The sequence below is a fragment of the Mesobacillus maritimus genome, assembly GCF_019749255.1.
Taxonomy (GTDB): domain Bacteria; phylum Bacillota; class Bacilli; order Bacillales; family Cytobacillaceae; genus Mesobacillus_B; species Mesobacillus_B maritimus_A.
In genome coordinates, this window is the sequence record NZ_JACWFH010000007.1 from 144,375 (window position 1) to 159,037 (window position 14,663).

The 14,663-nt window shown below is 37.5% G+C and carries 13 protein-coding genes and 1 riboswitch; of the genes, 9 read left to right on the forward strand and 4 right to left on the reverse strand.

The features are described from left to right. The first annotated feature begins 46 nt into the window (after nucleotides 1-46). Nucleotides 47-1,000 carry a nucleoside hydrolase gene (locus tag H0185_RS03970; RefSeq protein ID WP_221871403.1) on the forward strand — a complete coding sequence of 318 codons (954 nt, stop codon included), beginning with the start codon at nucleotides 47-49 and terminating at the stop codon, nucleotides 998-1,000. Between the two features lie 81 nt (nucleotides 1,001-1,081). Here H0185_RS03970 and trhA read toward each other — a convergent pair whose 3' ends face one another. After that, entirely contained in the window at nucleotides 1,082-1,720 is a 639-nt protein-coding gene (gene trhA, locus H0185_RS03975; RefSeq protein WP_221871405.1) for a PAQR family membrane homeostasis protein TrhA, read from the reverse strand. 280 nt (nucleotides 1,721-2,000) lie between these two features. Continuing rightward, nucleotides 2,001-2,897, reverse strand: coding sequence for a 4-hydroxy-tetrahydrodipicolinate synthase (gene dapA, locus H0185_RS03980; protein ID WP_221871890.1), 897 nt, complete (start codon nucleotides 2,895-2,897; stop codon nucleotides 2,001-2,003). A 126-nt stretch (nucleotides 2,898-3,023) separates the two neighbouring features. Continuing rightward, nucleotides 3,024-3,203: riboswitch (Lysine riboswitch) on the reverse strand. Between the two features lie 315 nt (nucleotides 3,204-3,518). On the opposite strand from dapA, the gene H0185_RS03985 reads away from it, so the two are divergent. From H0185_RS03985 to H0185_RS04005, 5 genes are all read left to right on the forward strand, one after another. Then, on the forward strand, nucleotides 3,519-5,264 hold the full coding sequence (locus H0185_RS03985) for a sensor histidine kinase (protein ID WP_221871407.1): 1,746 nt from the start codon (nucleotides 3,519-3,521) through the stop codon (nucleotides 5,262-5,264). A gap of 1 nt (nucleotide 5,265) precedes the next feature. Next, nucleotides 5,266-6,051, forward strand: coding sequence for a response regulator transcription factor (locus tag H0185_RS03990; RefSeq protein ID WP_221871409.1), 786 nt, complete (start codon nucleotides 5,266-5,268; stop codon nucleotides 6,049-6,051). A gap of 173 nt (nucleotides 6,052-6,224) precedes the next feature. Continuing rightward, nucleotides 6,225-7,547, forward strand: coding sequence for an extracellular solute-binding protein (locus H0185_RS03995; RefSeq protein ID WP_221871411.1), 1,323 nt, complete (start codon nucleotides 6,225-6,227; stop codon nucleotides 7,545-7,547). Between the two features lie 65 nt (nucleotides 7,548-7,612). Continuing rightward, nucleotides 7,613-8,494, forward strand: coding sequence for a carbohydrate ABC transporter permease (locus H0185_RS04000; RefSeq protein ID WP_221871413.1), 882 nt, complete (start codon nucleotides 7,613-7,615; stop codon nucleotides 8,492-8,494). A 16-nt stretch (nucleotides 8,495-8,510) separates the two neighbouring features. Further along, nucleotides 8,511-9,407 (forward strand): carbohydrate ABC transporter permease, encoded by an 897-nt coding sequence (locus tag H0185_RS04005; RefSeq protein WP_221871415.1) that lies wholly within the window; start codon nucleotides 8,511-8,513, stop codon nucleotides 9,405-9,407. A gap of 90 nt (nucleotides 9,408-9,497) precedes the next feature. Here the strand turns inward: H0185_RS04005 and H0185_RS04010 are convergent, their stop codons facing one another. Next, nucleotides 9,498-10,130: a YesL family protein gene (locus H0185_RS04010; protein ID WP_221871417.1), complete on the reverse strand. Its 633-nt coding sequence runs from the start codon at nucleotides 10,128-10,130 to the stop codon at nucleotides 9,498-9,500. A gap of 332 nt (nucleotides 10,131-10,462) precedes the next feature. Next, nucleotides 10,463-10,798 carry a hypothetical protein gene (locus H0185_RS04015; protein ID WP_221871419.1) on the reverse strand — a complete coding sequence of 112 codons (336 nt, stop codon included), beginning with the start codon at nucleotides 10,796-10,798 and terminating at the stop codon, nucleotides 10,463-10,465. A 542-nt stretch (nucleotides 10,799-11,340) separates the two neighbouring features. Here H0185_RS04015 and H0185_RS04020 point away from each other — a divergent pair. The 3 genes from H0185_RS04020 (at nucleotide 11,341) to H0185_RS04030 (ending at nucleotide 14,408) form a co-directional block, all read left to right on the forward strand. Next, a complete protein-coding gene (locus H0185_RS04020; RefSeq protein ID WP_221871421.1) occupies nucleotides 11,341-11,889 on the forward strand; it encodes a DJ-1/PfpI family protein in 549 nt (182 codons plus the stop codon). A gap of 185 nt (nucleotides 11,890-12,074) precedes the next feature. After that, nucleotides 12,075-12,467: a globin domain-containing protein gene (locus H0185_RS04025; protein WP_221871423.1), complete on the forward strand. Its 393-nt coding sequence runs from the start codon at nucleotides 12,075-12,077 to the stop codon at nucleotides 12,465-12,467. 270 nt (nucleotides 12,468-12,737) lie between these two features. Further along, nucleotides 12,738-14,408, forward strand: coding sequence for a ribonuclease J (locus H0185_RS04030; RefSeq protein WP_221871425.1), 1,671 nt, complete (start codon nucleotides 12,738-12,740; stop codon nucleotides 14,406-14,408). Nucleotides 14,409-14,663 lie beyond the last annotated feature (255 nt).

A 14,663-nucleotide genomic window follows, 5' to 3' on the forward strand; every position in this document is an offset into this window, starting at 1 on the left:
ATAATATATTCATACAAAGGTCAAATACGTTTTAAGGAGAGAAGGCATGAAAAAGGTATTGCTTTTCGGTGACCCTGGAATTGATGATGCTATTGGGATAATTTATGCACTATTACATCCGCAAATCGACTTAATTGGGGTCGTAACGGGTTATGGAAATGTTGATGAGAAACAAGCGACAGCGAATGCAACCTATCTATTACAGTTAGCTGGGCGACCAGATATACCAGTTATTAGAGGAGCCACCGGCCCGTTCTCTGGAGAGGTAGTCACCTATTATCCTGAAATCCACGGTGAAGACGGTCTAGGTCCAATCCGACCGCCCGAAAATTTAGTCACAAATGTCCAACGGTTTAGTGCCGTGCATGAATTGATAGAAAAACACAAAGGGGATTTGAGCATTGTTGATACAGGAAGGTCTACTTCCCTAGCTGCCTCATTTATCTTGTCTGGTGCTGAACTGCTACAGTCAGTGAAGGAGATTTACCTGATGGGTGGTGCTTTTAACTACCCTGGAAATGTAACAGGGGTGGCAGAGGCGAATTTTCATGGAGACCCAATTGCGACAGACCTTGTTTTGGAGAAGGGAAAAAACATAAGTATTATCCCTCTGAATATAACCAACCGTGCAATTGTAACCCCACAAATGATTGATACAATTGCAGCATATCAATCGAACCCTTTTTCGTCACTAATCAAACCAATTATTGATTTTTATAATGAAGCTTACAAGGATTTGATTCCTGGTCTTAATGGTTCCCCGATGCATGATTCAGTTACACTCTTTGCGATGGTGAGCCCTCAATATTTTCACTTTATTTCACGGCGAGTTAGAGTCGATACATCTGAGCTATCAAGAGGAAGGACGATTGCGGATTTTCGGGTAAAGCCTGATGATGAACCACCTGAAACACTGGACCGGATTGCGGTAGATTTTAATTATCAAGCTTTTGCCAATGACTTTATGAATATCATGACAAGAAGGATTCCGAGGTATTAAATGCTTAGCTTACCTTAGGGAAAGAGAAATGCCCCGAGACAGTTAGCTCAGGGCATTTTCATTTGTTATTAAAATTTCTTTTTAGGGGAGAAGGTAGAGAACGGCAAAGAAGTGACAGACTGTTCCACCTAATACGAACAAATGCCAAACGGCATGATGGTGTTTGAATAGTTTCCACATATAAAAAATTGCTCCAACTGTATACAGAATTCCCCCGAGAGCTAATAGTAGCAAGGCAGTGGGGTGCAAATTGGTAGCTAGATCACTCCATGCAAAGACGATTAACCAGCCCATCACCACATAAAGGATTGTTGAAGTAAAGAGAAATTTCTTTACGAAAAATGATTTAAAAATGGTTCCGCCGATAGCCATGCCCCAGACAACCCCAAATAATGTCCAACCTACCCAACCTTCTACAGCGAGAAATAAAAAAGGTGTATAGGTTCCAGCAATAAAGAAATAAATGGACGAATGATCCATTATTTCGAAGAAGTCTTTTGCTCGTCCGGGACGCAGCGCATGAACTAAGGTGGAAGAGGTATATAAAAGAACCATCGTCACTCCAAATAAAGTGAAGCTGACAACATGCCAGGCTGTCCCATAGAGTGAGGCGAAAACAATTAAAATCACAAGCGCCGCAATACTAAGAAGTGCACCGATGCCATGTGTAATTGAGTTTGATAGTTCTTCTTCTTTTGTAAATACATGAGTAGTTGCCAAGAGTTATCAATCCTTTCTAAACATGCTAAACAAGCAGAACTTAAGAATGTTTAGCATTTGTTACTTAAGCGTTTATGTGCTTCTACACAGTAAAAGTTAATGAATGGTCTCATTATATTCCTTTATTATTGCCTTTGCTAGTGACGTCTGTCATGGTTAGATCTCTCATAACCGTCAGCAATGTAAATGAATTTCGAAAAAATGAATGGAGATACAACATGAAAATAGCCTGTTACACAGGTCTTTGATGACGAGTGTAACAGGCTATTGGTTGCTACTATTAAGAAGTAAACATGCCTTCTTGGTTTCTTATCGGACCGACAAATTCTTTTAACATTGTTTGTTGTTCTTCCGTGAGTGGAACCATCGGTAAGCGAACGCCGCCAACTGCAACTCCGTTCATATTCAAGGCAGCTTTTACTGGTGCTGGACTAGGTGCTGTAAACAAGGCTTTAATCGTCGGAAGAAGGGTACGGTGTGTAAATGCCGCAGCTTGAATCTTTCCGTTTTTAAAGTTCGTGATCATTTCTTGCATTTCATTTCCGATAATGTGGGAGGCAACGGAAACGACACCAGTACCGCCAATTGATAACACTGGTAACGTCATACTATCATCACCACTATATAAATAGAAATCACTCGGTGTCCTACTGATGATTTCAGCCATTGCATCTAGGTCGCCGCTTGCCTCTTTAATGCAAACTATATTGTCAATCTGCGAAAGTTGAACAACGGTATCAACAGATAAGTTCACAACGCTTCGACCGGGAATATTGTAAAGCATAACAGGTAGGGAAGTGGCATCTGCAATGGATTTAAAATGCTGATACAACCCTTCTTGTGAGGGCTTGTTATAATAAGGAGTGACGAGCATAATACCATCTACACCAGCTTTTTCAGCTTCTTTTGTTAAGCTTATCGAGGCTCTAGTATTATTCGAACCAGTTCCCGCGATGACAGGGATTCTTCCCTCGACCACTTCGACAACATATGTAAATAACGAAATCTTTTCCTCTGTTGTTAGTGTAGGGGATTCACCTGTTGTACCTGCGACCACAATTCCATCTGTTCCATTTTGAATTAAATGGTTCACTAAATTCCTAGTTGCATCAAAATCAATATCTCCATTTTGATCCAATGGAGTCACCATTGCTGTTAAAACTTGGCCTAAATTTATCATAATTCTCCTCATCCTTTTCATAAATTTTCTATTCGTGGAGAAGGACCTCAAGGGTAAACGCAAAAAAGCAACAACGAGGGTACGCTGTTGCAGTAGAAACAATCTAGTAGATATCGCTTCTGTGCGTAAGATAGCCCTCCATATAGTTTCCTATATGACAGTTCTGCATTTATTCAATAACAGAACCAACTTCAAGAAAAATGAGATTCTTGAAGCTTCGGCAAATCCCCCTTTCGACAATTATCTTCGGACCCCATTATCCTCAAATTGCTTACTCTTGGTTTTTGCACCTCTATCCTCACTTCAAAATGATTGAAATAAGAAAATATGTAATTATCTGTAATATAACAGAATTGAGCCTAAATATCAAGGGAATTTCCAGAATTCTTATACATTAGAATTTTAAAGGGGTAGATGACTGCATATTAGGGACTGAGTCATCCTTAATTATTTCCTAATTCCTTTAAGGAGTACACATTTGTTCGGTAGATTATCTTTTGGAAGGCAAGAGATAACAACTTCTAAAATATGAAAATTCAAAAATTATTCGCGCTTTCATAAAACAAGTTATACTATAATTATAAATTAATAACTTATTAATAGAAAGGCGCTATCGGTATGTTCAGTCAATTAAGAAAATGGAATACTTTACGCAACCAGATTTTATTTATCTTTATTCTTGTAATGGTGATTGTTCTACTGATTGTCAGCCTTACAACTTTAAATCAAGTTTCTTCATTATTAAAAAATAATGCTGAAAAACAGATTCAACAAGTTGCCATTGAAGCAAACGGAAGATTTGAATCGTTATATGAACAAATAAATATGGCGTCCAAGCTTGTGATTACAAACACTGGGGTCCAAGAACTCCTAACAAAGCAATTCGACGGGAAAGAAATAACCTTTCATGACCGTCAAAAATTAATGACTTTTACCAATATTATTACTGCAAACTCGGATGGAGTTTTTTCTTTTCAACTATTTGCAAATAATCAAAATCGCTTGCTTCCTTTAGATGAAGAAAATCTATTAAATAGAATTGATAAAAGTTGGATTGATCAAGCGGACAAGGCAAAGGGACGTTTAGTTTGGGTAGGGCAGGATCCAAATGATAAAAATATTTTCCTTGCACTTCGTAGAGTCAATTTAATGGAAAGGCAATACCATAATGGCGGCTATCTCTTGATTAGTATTTACCGTGAACATTTTCAATTTACGAATAAAGACTTAACAGATGAAACCAACCAGTACTCCATCCTGTTAAATTATGATAATCAACCTATCGTCTCCAATTTCCACGGTGATATAAGCGCTATCATTAATAGCGGTCAGTCAAGCGTTCAACTAAATGAAAAGGATTATATGGTGACCAAACAATCCTCCAAAACTACAGGTTGGACAGTACTTCTTTTAACGCCCGTTAGCGCGCTCACTGACGGCATTACAGGAATCAGGACGGGAATTATTTTATCAGGAATTGCAGGCTTAATTATTTTTACGATTAGTTCCTTTTTCCTTTCGACAGTTATCACAAGCCCAATTGTTAAACTGACGAAAACAATGCAGAGGGCCGGTGATGGATCTTTGCCTTCTAATCCTAGTACGACTTCTGTTTATGAGGTGAATGAACTTAATAGCACTTATAATCAGCTCGTGAAGGAAACAAATCATTTAATTCAAATGGTTTACCAAAAAGAAATATTGCGTAATAGAAGCGAATTAAAAGCACTTCAAGCACAAATAAATCCACATTTCTTGTTTAATACTTTGAGTGCTCTTCATTGGTCTCTTGAGGAGAAGAACGAGGAAGAATTGTCTGAGCGTGTATTAGCAATGTCTGATCTATTTCGCTATACGATTACAAAGGAAACAGATGACGAATGGGTTTTTATCAAAGATGAGATGAAACATATTGAAGATTATATGGATATTATGGAAATGCGGTTTGGAGATCGACTATTATGCAGGATTGATGTCCCACAAGAATACCAGTTTGTTAGGATACCGAAGCTAATAATTCAACCATTAGTCGAGAACGCCATCCTACATGGTGCAGGCAATAAACTAGGACAATGTCAAATCTCCGTTGCAGTTGAAAAGGCTGATGAGCAAACAATAATGATTTCTGTTAAAGATGATGGGCCAGGGATGGACGAGGAAAAATTGAATTCTATTCTAAAGGCTATGAAAACCGGGGAGACACTTCCACTCAATGGGAGTGGGAAAGGGATGGCTATTTCTAATGTCTATAAGCGTCTTAAGCTCTATTATCAAGAATATAGAGATACAGAACTTTCAATAACTAGCGAAATACAAAAAGGAACGCAAATATCATTTGTAATTCCTATAGATGGGGGAGAATAGCTTGATTGCAAAAAATATCTTAATTGTTGATGATGAGCATAAAACAAGACAAGGTCTTCAGAAAACCTTGGAAAATTGGAATGACGGTTCTTATTCAATTCTCACTGCTGCCAACGGTGACGAGGCACTTGAAATCATTAAGAATAAGCGAATTCATATTATGCTTACTGATATTAGAATGCCTGAAATTACTGGGTTAAAGCTCGTCAATCTCCTCAAAGAAAAGAATATGTCTCCCGTTGTAATTGTCATTTCTGCTTATTCTGAGTTCGAGTATGCCCAAGAGGCTTTGCGGTTAGGGGTAGTTAACTATCTCTTGAAGCCGATAGGTAAAAAGAAGTTAATCGAAGCAGTAGAGGAAGCCATTCTTGTTCTGGAGAAACAGGAAAGAGCGGGAATTATTGAAAAGGTTGTGGATGACAAAATAATTCATGCCACAACGAAGAGAGAATCGACTCGAGATACCATACGTGAAGCAATGATTTATATTGATCAACATTTAAAAGATGATATCAACCAAAAGGACGTTGCGGCTCACGTACATTTAAACCCAAGTTATTTTAGTGTTTTATTTAAGGAGCAAGTGGAGTTGACCTTTAGTGAATATTTGACGAGACGGAGGATTCAACGGGCCAAGGAATTAGTCATCTCAACCACACTCCCAATCAATGAAATTGCTGAAGAATCTGGCTATAAAACGGCAAAATATTTTATAAAAATTTTCAAGGAGTTGGAGGGCATAACTCCTAGCGCCTATAGAAAGCTAAATCGTGTTATTCCTTTGTGAATTTAGCAAAAGAAGTTCGCTCTTTGCCGTATAGGGAAGAGCGATTTATTCACAAACCTAAAAAAAGTGGTATTTTTCCTAACGGTTGTTGTCTTTTTAGTTGAGTTCTAGAGTGATAGAATTTAACTTGTAAGCGATTACTAAATAAATAGATAGAAGGGGGTTTCAAACTGATGAAAAAGAAAGCGTTTTCCGTGGCGATGTCACTTGCTTTAGCAGGCAGTCTAGTATTAGCAGGATGTTCGTCATCAAGTTCGTCCGAAAAAGAAGGTGAATCATCATCAAGTGGTGGTGATAAAACAGTTGTAAAAATGATGCACCTATGGCCAGAAGGAAGTTCAAAGGCTCAGTTTACAATTGTGGATGATATCATTAAGACATACGAGACCGAGCATCCCGACGTAGACATTCAAACTGAAATCTTAGCAAATGAGCAGTACAAAGAAAAAATTAAAGTTCTTTCAGCTTCTAATGAGCTTCCAGATGTAGGGATTACTTGGGCTGCGGGATATATGGAACCTTTCGTCGAGGGCAATATGTTTGCTCCTTTAGATGACATCCTTGAAAGCGGTCTAAAAGATCAATTTGTACCAGGTACAGTTGAAGCATTCGCACTTGATAATAAAACGTATGGTTTACCTCTGGAATTGAACATTGCGCCAGTCTACTACAATAAGGAAATCTTCGCAAAATATAAATTAGAGGTACCAACAACATATGATGAATTTTTAAATGTAGTGAAAACATTAGCTGATAATGGGGTTACCCCAGCAACAGTAGGGAACAAAGACCGTTGGACTGGTTCTATGTGGTATATGTATCTTGCAGACCGAATTGGTGGACCGGAATCACTAAACAACGCTATAAGTCGCACAGGTAGCTTTGAAGATCCTGCTCTAGTCAAAGCAGCTGAGGAATTAGAAAAGCTTGTAGACATGGGTGCTTTTGTTAAAGGTTATAACGGGTTATCTAATGATGAAGCAAAAGGTCACTTTATGAATGAACAAGCTGGAATGTATATCATGGGTACTTGGGAATTACCAAACTACACAACAAGCCCAGATGTTCCACAAGAGTTCAAAGACAAAATTGGTTACTTTAAGTTCCCTACCTATGAAGGTGGAAAAGGGGATATCGATAGTTTTGTAGGTGGCCCTGGTGTTGGACTGTTTGTATCTGAAGATTCTAAAGTGAAAGATGTAGCAAAAGATTTTGTTTCTTACTTAGTTGAAGAATGGGGTAAGCGTTCTGTAACAGAAGCTGGTGTTATTCCTGCAACTAAGGTTGATACATCTGGTGCTGATCTTGCACAATTGTACATCGACATTCTTGATGACTTAAATAGTGCTTCGAACATTACATTATATGCGGATGTTCAGATGTCAGCAGGTGTTGCTGATGTTCACTTGAACATGATTCAGGCATTGTTTGGTGGAGAAGTGAGCCCTAAAGAGTTCGCTAAAACACAAGAAGAAGCACTTGCTTCCGAAGAATAAGAAAAGAAAAAAAGAGGGCATATGGCTAATATGTCCTCTTCTTCATAGAAAGGTAGGGGCAAACCATGAGAAACGTAATGTCTAATAAATTTGTCATTACTCTATATACGCTTCCAGCTTTACTCCTTATTCTCGTACTTATTTACATCCCTATTGCAATGACAGGCTATTACGGGTTGATGAAATGGGACGGAATAGGTGATATGACCTTCATAGGTTTAGAAAACTACATAAAGTTGATGCAAGATGGGAAGTTCTGGACTAGCGCCGGTCATTCTTTCTTATTAGGTCTTTTTTCAACACTGAGCTTGCTTATTTATCTAGCGATTTCACTTGTGTTAGCTAGTAAAATCAAAGGTTCGGATCTTCTAAGAAAAATCTATTTGATTCCGATGTTATTGTCATCTGTTGCGATTGCTCAACTTTGGCTGAAAATTTTTGATCCGTCAAACGGGATGGCGAACCGAATACTAGAGTTTTTTGGGGTAGAAAATACACCGATCTGGTTAGCAGATCCAGATATCGCTTTATATGCGATCTTTATTCCAATTGTTTGGCAATATGCTGGATTTTATATTCTGATTTATTATGCAGCGTTAAAAAATGTACCTGAAGAGGTTGTTGAGGCAGCAAGAATTGATGGTGCAAGTCCGTTGCAAATAGCCTTTAAAATAAAATTACCACTTATCTCTGGGGTATTTAAGGTAACGATTATGCTTGCAATTGTGGGATCGCTCAAATATTTTGATTTAATCTACGTCATGACAGGTGGCGGACCAAATGGGGCAAGTGAAGTAATGGCTTCTTATATGTACAAGGAAGCGTTTAAACTGAATAATTTTGGTTATGCCAGTGCGATTGGCTTTGGTTTACTTGTCATTTGTCTTGGTATGACATGGTTGACTTCGAGATTGACCAAATCTGAAAATGACGAAGTTCAATATTAAGGGGGAGTGAAACAAGATGAGTCAGCTTGCGACTGAAAAACAAATTACACCGAACCTTTCTATTCCCAAAGAACCAAAGAAATCTTATTGGAACAAGATTGGTTATAGTCTTCTTTATGCAATATTAGGGATTTTCGCAATCGTACAGATTTATCCGTTGATATGGTTGGTTATTTTCTCATTAAAAACCAATTCAGAGGTTTTTGGAGTGTCACCGTTCGCCTTACCAAAGGACCCACAATGGGGGAATTATACGAAAGCATGGACGCAGGGAAACATCGGCCTCTATTTTTTCAATAGTGTATGGATGACTTTGTTAGCGGTTTTTCTTACGGTAATTATTGCAAGCTTTGTTACGTTTGCAATAACTAGAATGCAATGGAAACTGAGTGGACTTGTGCTTGGATTATTCATGGTAGGTTATATGATTCCGTTACATTCAACGTTGATTCCATTGTTTAATTTTTATAACAACTTAAATTTAATCGATAATCCAATTTCAATCATCTTGTCTTATACGGCATTTAATTTACCGCTAACGATTATGATTTTGTTAGGGTTTTATAAAACGCTCCCAAGGGAAATTGAAGAGGCTGCAGTGATGGACGGTTGTTCAATTCACCGAATCTTTTTCCAAGTGACGCTACCAATGACCGTGCCAGTTTTATCAACAACTGTCATTATCAATATGATTTACAACTGGAATGAATTTGTGTTTGTTAATACATTTATTAGTTCTGACAAATGGAAAACATTGACCGTTGGAATCAACAACTTTGTTGGGCAGTATTTAACTGACTGGGGTGCAATCGGAGCAACACTTGTCATTAGTATCGTTCCAATATTAATTGCATTCTTATTATTAAGCGACAAAATCGTTGAAGGTATTTCTTCAGGTTCAATTAAGGGCTGATACTACGAGGTAAAAAACTGGAATTTAATAATTAAGGCAGATAAGAAGGTTCCGCTAATTCAGAGGAACTTTCCTATCTGCCTTATTTTTTTATGTCGTTTCAGTGATTTGCTTTTTTTGTTCAATTTTAGTAAAAGCTGCATAGCATGTTGCCATTATAATCATAGAGGTAATACTACCACCAAAGAAAAATCCAATGCCAGGTATGGTTATTACGATAAAGTATACGGCAACAATTCCGCTGATCATGACAAGATTTGAAAGAGGGTTAATCAGCATGATTAGAAAGGAGTTTTTAATCATTTCAAAAAACTTAACATCATAATGAACATAAACTGGGAATAGATAAAGCAACGTCATAACACAGGTGAAAATAAACAAGTATAAAGGAATATGGATGATACTTGTAAAACTGCTACCATTGTTTTTCATGAAAACTAAATCAAGAAAAAGTAAGCCAGTAACAACAAGGATAATCATACCTAGTATATTGCTTTTTCGGAATTCCTTTTTAAAAGTTTTCCAAAAAGTAGAAAACACTGGGACATCTGTTTCTCCGATGAGCCATTTACGAATCACGGTAAACATAGAAATGGTTGACGGGAAAAAACCAAAGATACCAAGACCTGCTATAGAAAAACCTAGCCATAATAAGTTGATATAGGCAAATTTTGTAATCCATTCTGTTACAGCAAATAGCCCATTGATTGAAAATCGATTCATTTTTTCCTCCTCTAAACAAAGTGGTCAACACGAGGTTGTAAGGGTTTTCTTATCAGGTGAAATTCAAACAGATAACTACTTTTATTATATAGTAATTTATGTTTTTTCGATAGATGTGGAGGGGGCTAGGAAAGTGAAAAAAGAGAGAATAGGAGATTAACTTAACACGGTGCACTTTTTGAGGATGATTAAGATAATCGGTGATGCGAAATGAGAGTGTTCCGTTAGTATATGATGGTCGTGGCAAATTTGGTAGAGGGATTCTAAAAGCAAGCTATAAAACCGTTCATTGGTTAGTTTGTAACCAATGAACGGATTCTACTAAGTGTTTTTTATTTTATTTCCTCATCGGATAGGCTATTTTCTGTTTCAAGTCCTGAGTCAATCTCTGCGTCAAGTTCACTATTATCATTTTCCTCGGGTTTCATTTCAGTTTCCAATGACTCATCTTCTCCTTCACTGGACGCGGGATCTTCGGTATTTGTTTCACCTTCAAAAGATCCTTCGGTTTCCACTTCACTATTTGGTTCCTCTTGGTTTATATTGCCATTAACGGGTTCTTCCTGAGGAGACATATCGCCTTCTATGTCTTGAGTATTGCCACAAGCGGCAATTACCATAAAGGTAACGAATACAAACACCAATTTCCAAAGTTTTTTTGCTATCATGGTCATTCCTCCAATTGTGATTTATTCAAGGCTCCAAAATCAAATGCAACTAGACGTTTTAACATCTCCCTTCCATTAAAAACTATAGCCAAGTATAAACAAGCTTTTTTGAAAATCATGTCGATTCGTCTACATTACAGACGGTTTAAACAACTTGATAACTACTGTTAATGTTTGAAAAATTCCTATATCATGACTAAAGGTGTAGTTGTTTCTTATCACGGGAGTTCGATCATAGTCCTTCTATAAAGCTTGAAGGAATTTATTCCAGGACATTCTCCCCTCGAAAATAGTTTCCTTGGATGATTTGTCAAGACTTTTTCCTCACATTCAAAAACTGTTTTACATTTCTAACGTTACATACAGTTTACGAAGGTCAAAAATCAAAATCAGAACGACATTTAAAGTTAATAGGGTTGCTATGGAGATTAGGGGAAAATTTGAAGATTTTGTTAACAATTCAAGGTATTACAGGAAACAAGCGGAAAAGCCCTGAATATATACTAAAGGAAATATTCTAAATGTTTGAGGAGGAATAGGTGATGGCAAAAAAAGTGTTACTATTAGCGGGGGATGCGGTTGAGGCACTTGAAATCTATTATCCATATTTTAGGTGCATCGAGGAAGGCTATGATGTCCAAATTGCCGCCCCATCAAAAAAGAAGCTTCAAACTGTTGTTCACGATTTCGTTGGGTGGGATACCTATACGGAAAGTAAAGGCTACATGATCGAGGCACAGCTTTCATTTGATGAGGTTAATCCCGAGGAATACGACGGATTAATTATTCCAGGTGGTAGAGCACCAGAATATATTCGATTAGACGAGCATGTCCCGAAAATAGTTGCTCATTTTTTTGAAGCTAATAAACCGGTAGGAGCTATTTGTCACGCAACACTAGTATTATCAACCGTTCATCAATATTTAAAGGGACGAGAGCTGACAGCTTATATTGCTTGCAAGCCGGATGTAGAAGCTGCAGGTGCGACTTATATTAATGAACCTCTTCATGTGCAAGGAAACCTTGTATCCGGACACGCATGGCCAGATTTACCAGGGTTTATGAAAGAATTTATTAAGATATTAGCCTAAAGTTGTTTACTTGTTGTGTTATTCAACATAAGCGATATAGATTCATCCTCCAGCCAAAATTGGTTGGAGGAATTTTATTATTGATGAGTACAACTTTCTTAAAAGATAATGTTTTTTCTATTTAAGAGAGTACTTCATTTGTTCCTCAATTATAATAAGAAGAAAAGTGAAAAGGATGTGGACTTTTGGATTATAAATTTACTTCTTTATTTTCCGAAATTGGTGGACAGGAGACAATAGATAAATTAGTGCATGCTTTTTATCCACGTGTATATGAAGACGAAGAGCTTAAGCCGTTGTTTGAAGGAGATATGAAAGAAATTCAACGTAAGCAAAGAATGTTTTTATCTCAATTTCTGGGAGGACCACCTTTGTATAGCGAAGAGTTTGGGCCACCAGCAATGCGACAACGCCATCTTCCGTTTGAAATCACACCGAAAAGAGCAGAACGTTGGTTAAATTGTATGAGGGGCGCCTTTGATGAAATTGGTTTATCTGACACACCAGCTGGGGAAGCGTTTTATGATCGTTTAACACAAGTAGCTAAAATAATGGTTAATAGTCTGGATGAAAACTAAGAGAATCACTAATCACAATGGTACAAATAAAAGTGTTATTTACAACAAACAACTAGAAGTAAGCCAATCTTTCCAAGTGGACGATTGGTCTTTTGTCTTTTTTGTTAAAGAATCTATTCGAATAAGAAAAATTTTTAAGTACCCCTTCGTCAGACTCAAGGTAGTAAAAGAGCTGCTTGGTAAAATCATATAAGGTATTCACCCTTCTCTCATAAAGAAAATAACAAACGTGCATAATAACATCAGTATAAAGAGTAGGAGGACTTCAATGTGAGTACAAAATATACCTTATCGTTTTTTGCCTTAGGTGGGTTGAATGAAGTCGGGAAAAATATGTACGCTATCCAATATGGGGATGACATTGTCATTATTGATTGTGGGAATAAGTTTCCTGATGAAAGTCTCCTTGGAATTGATTTAATTATCCCAGATGTTAGTTATTTACAAGAGAACCGGGAAAAAATAAAGGCGCTAATTTTGACACATGGGCATGAAGACCATATTGGTGCGATTCCATTCTTTTTAAAGAAGCTAAATGTCCCTGTCTACGCAACTCGCTTTACCCTTGGGTTGATTGAATTAAAACTTAAGGAACACAAACTCTTAAGAGAAACGGAACTAAACGAAATTGATTCCAATTCAAGCTTAAGTTTCGATAAAATGAAAGTAAACTTCTTTAAGGTGAATCACAGTATTCCAGATTGTTTAGGGATTGTATTTCACACTCCAGAGGGGACCGTTGTACATACCGGTGATTTTAAATTCGATTTAACACCTGTCAACAAACAGTACGCAGACCTCCATAAAATGGCGAAAATCGGTAGTGAAGGAGTGTTGCTTCTCATTTCCGAAAGTACAAATGCTGAACGACCAGGCTTTACACCATCAGAACAAATGGTTGGGGAACATATTACAGAAGCATTTATGAAGGCTCGAGGAAAGGTGATTATTAGCACTTTTGCTTCAAATATTAATCGTGTTCAACAAGTGGTTGAAGGTGCTATCACTACTAATCGTAAACTTGCTTTACTTGGAAGAAGCATGGTCAATGTCGTTGAGGTTGCGATGGAACGAGGGTATTTAGATATGCCTGAAGGAATGCTCATTGAACCTGACCAAATTGAAGACTTGCCTCCAGAAAAAGTGGTCATCCTTTGCACAGGAAGTCAAGGGGAGCCGAACGCAGCACTGGCACGTCTATCCACCGGGAATTTCCGTGGAGTTGAAGTTTATCCGGGGGATACAGTCATCTTTGCAGCTGGTCCTATACCGGGAAATGAAAAAAACGTAACAAAAATTGTTGATAATTTATATGCATTAGGCGCAAAAGTAATCTATGGTTCTGGAAGCACAACGGGAATGCATGTATCTGGACACGGGTATCAGGAAGATTTAAAATTAATGCTCACCTTAATGAAACCGACTTACTTTATCCCTATTCACGGAGAACTAAGGATGCTTCATCATCACCGGATGCTTGCTGAATCTGTCGGAGTGGAACCAGGACATTCATTTATTTTAAATAATGGCGATGTTGTTGATATTGAGAATTCAACTGCTAGGCAAACTCGCAGTGTTCAAGTGGGGAATATTTATGTAGATGGCATTGGTGTTGGAGATGTCGGCGATGTTGTATTACGAGACCGAAAGCAACTATCCGAGGACGGTATGTTGGTGATTATTTTATCAATGGGAAAAAGAGATGGAAAGCTTGTCTCAGAACCTGATACCATCACACGCGGATTTGTTTATGCTCGCAATAATGAAGAATTATTAAAAGACGTGAATAGATTAGTAAGCAAAACCGTTAACGAACAATCTGGACGAAACAAAAATGATTGGGGAAGTATTAAACAACAAATTAAGAAATCAGTAGGCCAATATTTATTTGCACAGACGAAGCGAAAGCCGATGATTTTGCCGATTATCATTGAAGTGTAATGGAATAAAACAAGCTAGAAAAAACTCTGTCTAATGTGGTAGAGTTTTTTCTTTGTTTAAATGGTTACTTTAGTTGTGATATCCGCTTTATTTAAGGGCTCCATTACACTTTAATCCTTACGAAGGAATTAGGGGTTGAGTTTAATTAATTTTCAAAGTTGGTATTTATTCACTTTTGGTCAAATACCTTAAAACTGATGGGTACTGTGGACTGTTGTTTAGGTTTTTAAAATGGGCTAAAAGGCGTGCAATTAT

Bases quoted from the DNA above. Each gene is read 5' to 3' on its own strand.
- H0185_RS03970 (WP_221871403.1), top strand. From the start codon at position 47: ATGAAAAAGGTATTGCTTTTCGGTGACCCTGGAATTGATGATGCTATT.
- H0185_RS03985 (WP_221871407.1), top strand. From the start codon at position 3,519: ATGTTCAGTCAATTAAGAAAATGGAATACTTTACGCAACCAGATTTTA.
- H0185_RS03995 (WP_221871411.1), top strand. From the start codon at position 6,225: ATGAAAAAGAAAGCGTTTTCCGTGGCGATGTCACTTGCTTTAGCAGGC.
- H0185_RS04000 (WP_221871413.1), top strand. From the start codon at position 7,613: ATGAGAAACGTAATGTCTAATAAATTTGTCATTACTCTATATACGCTT.
- H0185_RS04005 (WP_221871415.1), top strand. From the start codon at position 8,511: ATGAGTCAGCTTGCGACTGAAAAACAAATTACACCGAACCTTTCTATT.
- H0185_RS04010 (WP_221871417.1), bottom strand. From the start codon at position 10,130: ATGAATCGATTTTCAATCAATGGGCTATTTGCTGTAACAGAATGGATT.
- H0185_RS04015 (WP_221871419.1), bottom strand. From the start codon at position 10,798: ATGATAGCAAAAAAACTTTGGAAATTGGTGTTTGTATTCGTTACCTTT.
- H0185_RS04020 (WP_221871421.1), top strand. From the start codon at position 11,341: ATGGCAAAAAAAGTGTTACTATTAGCGGGGGATGCGGTTGAGGCACTT.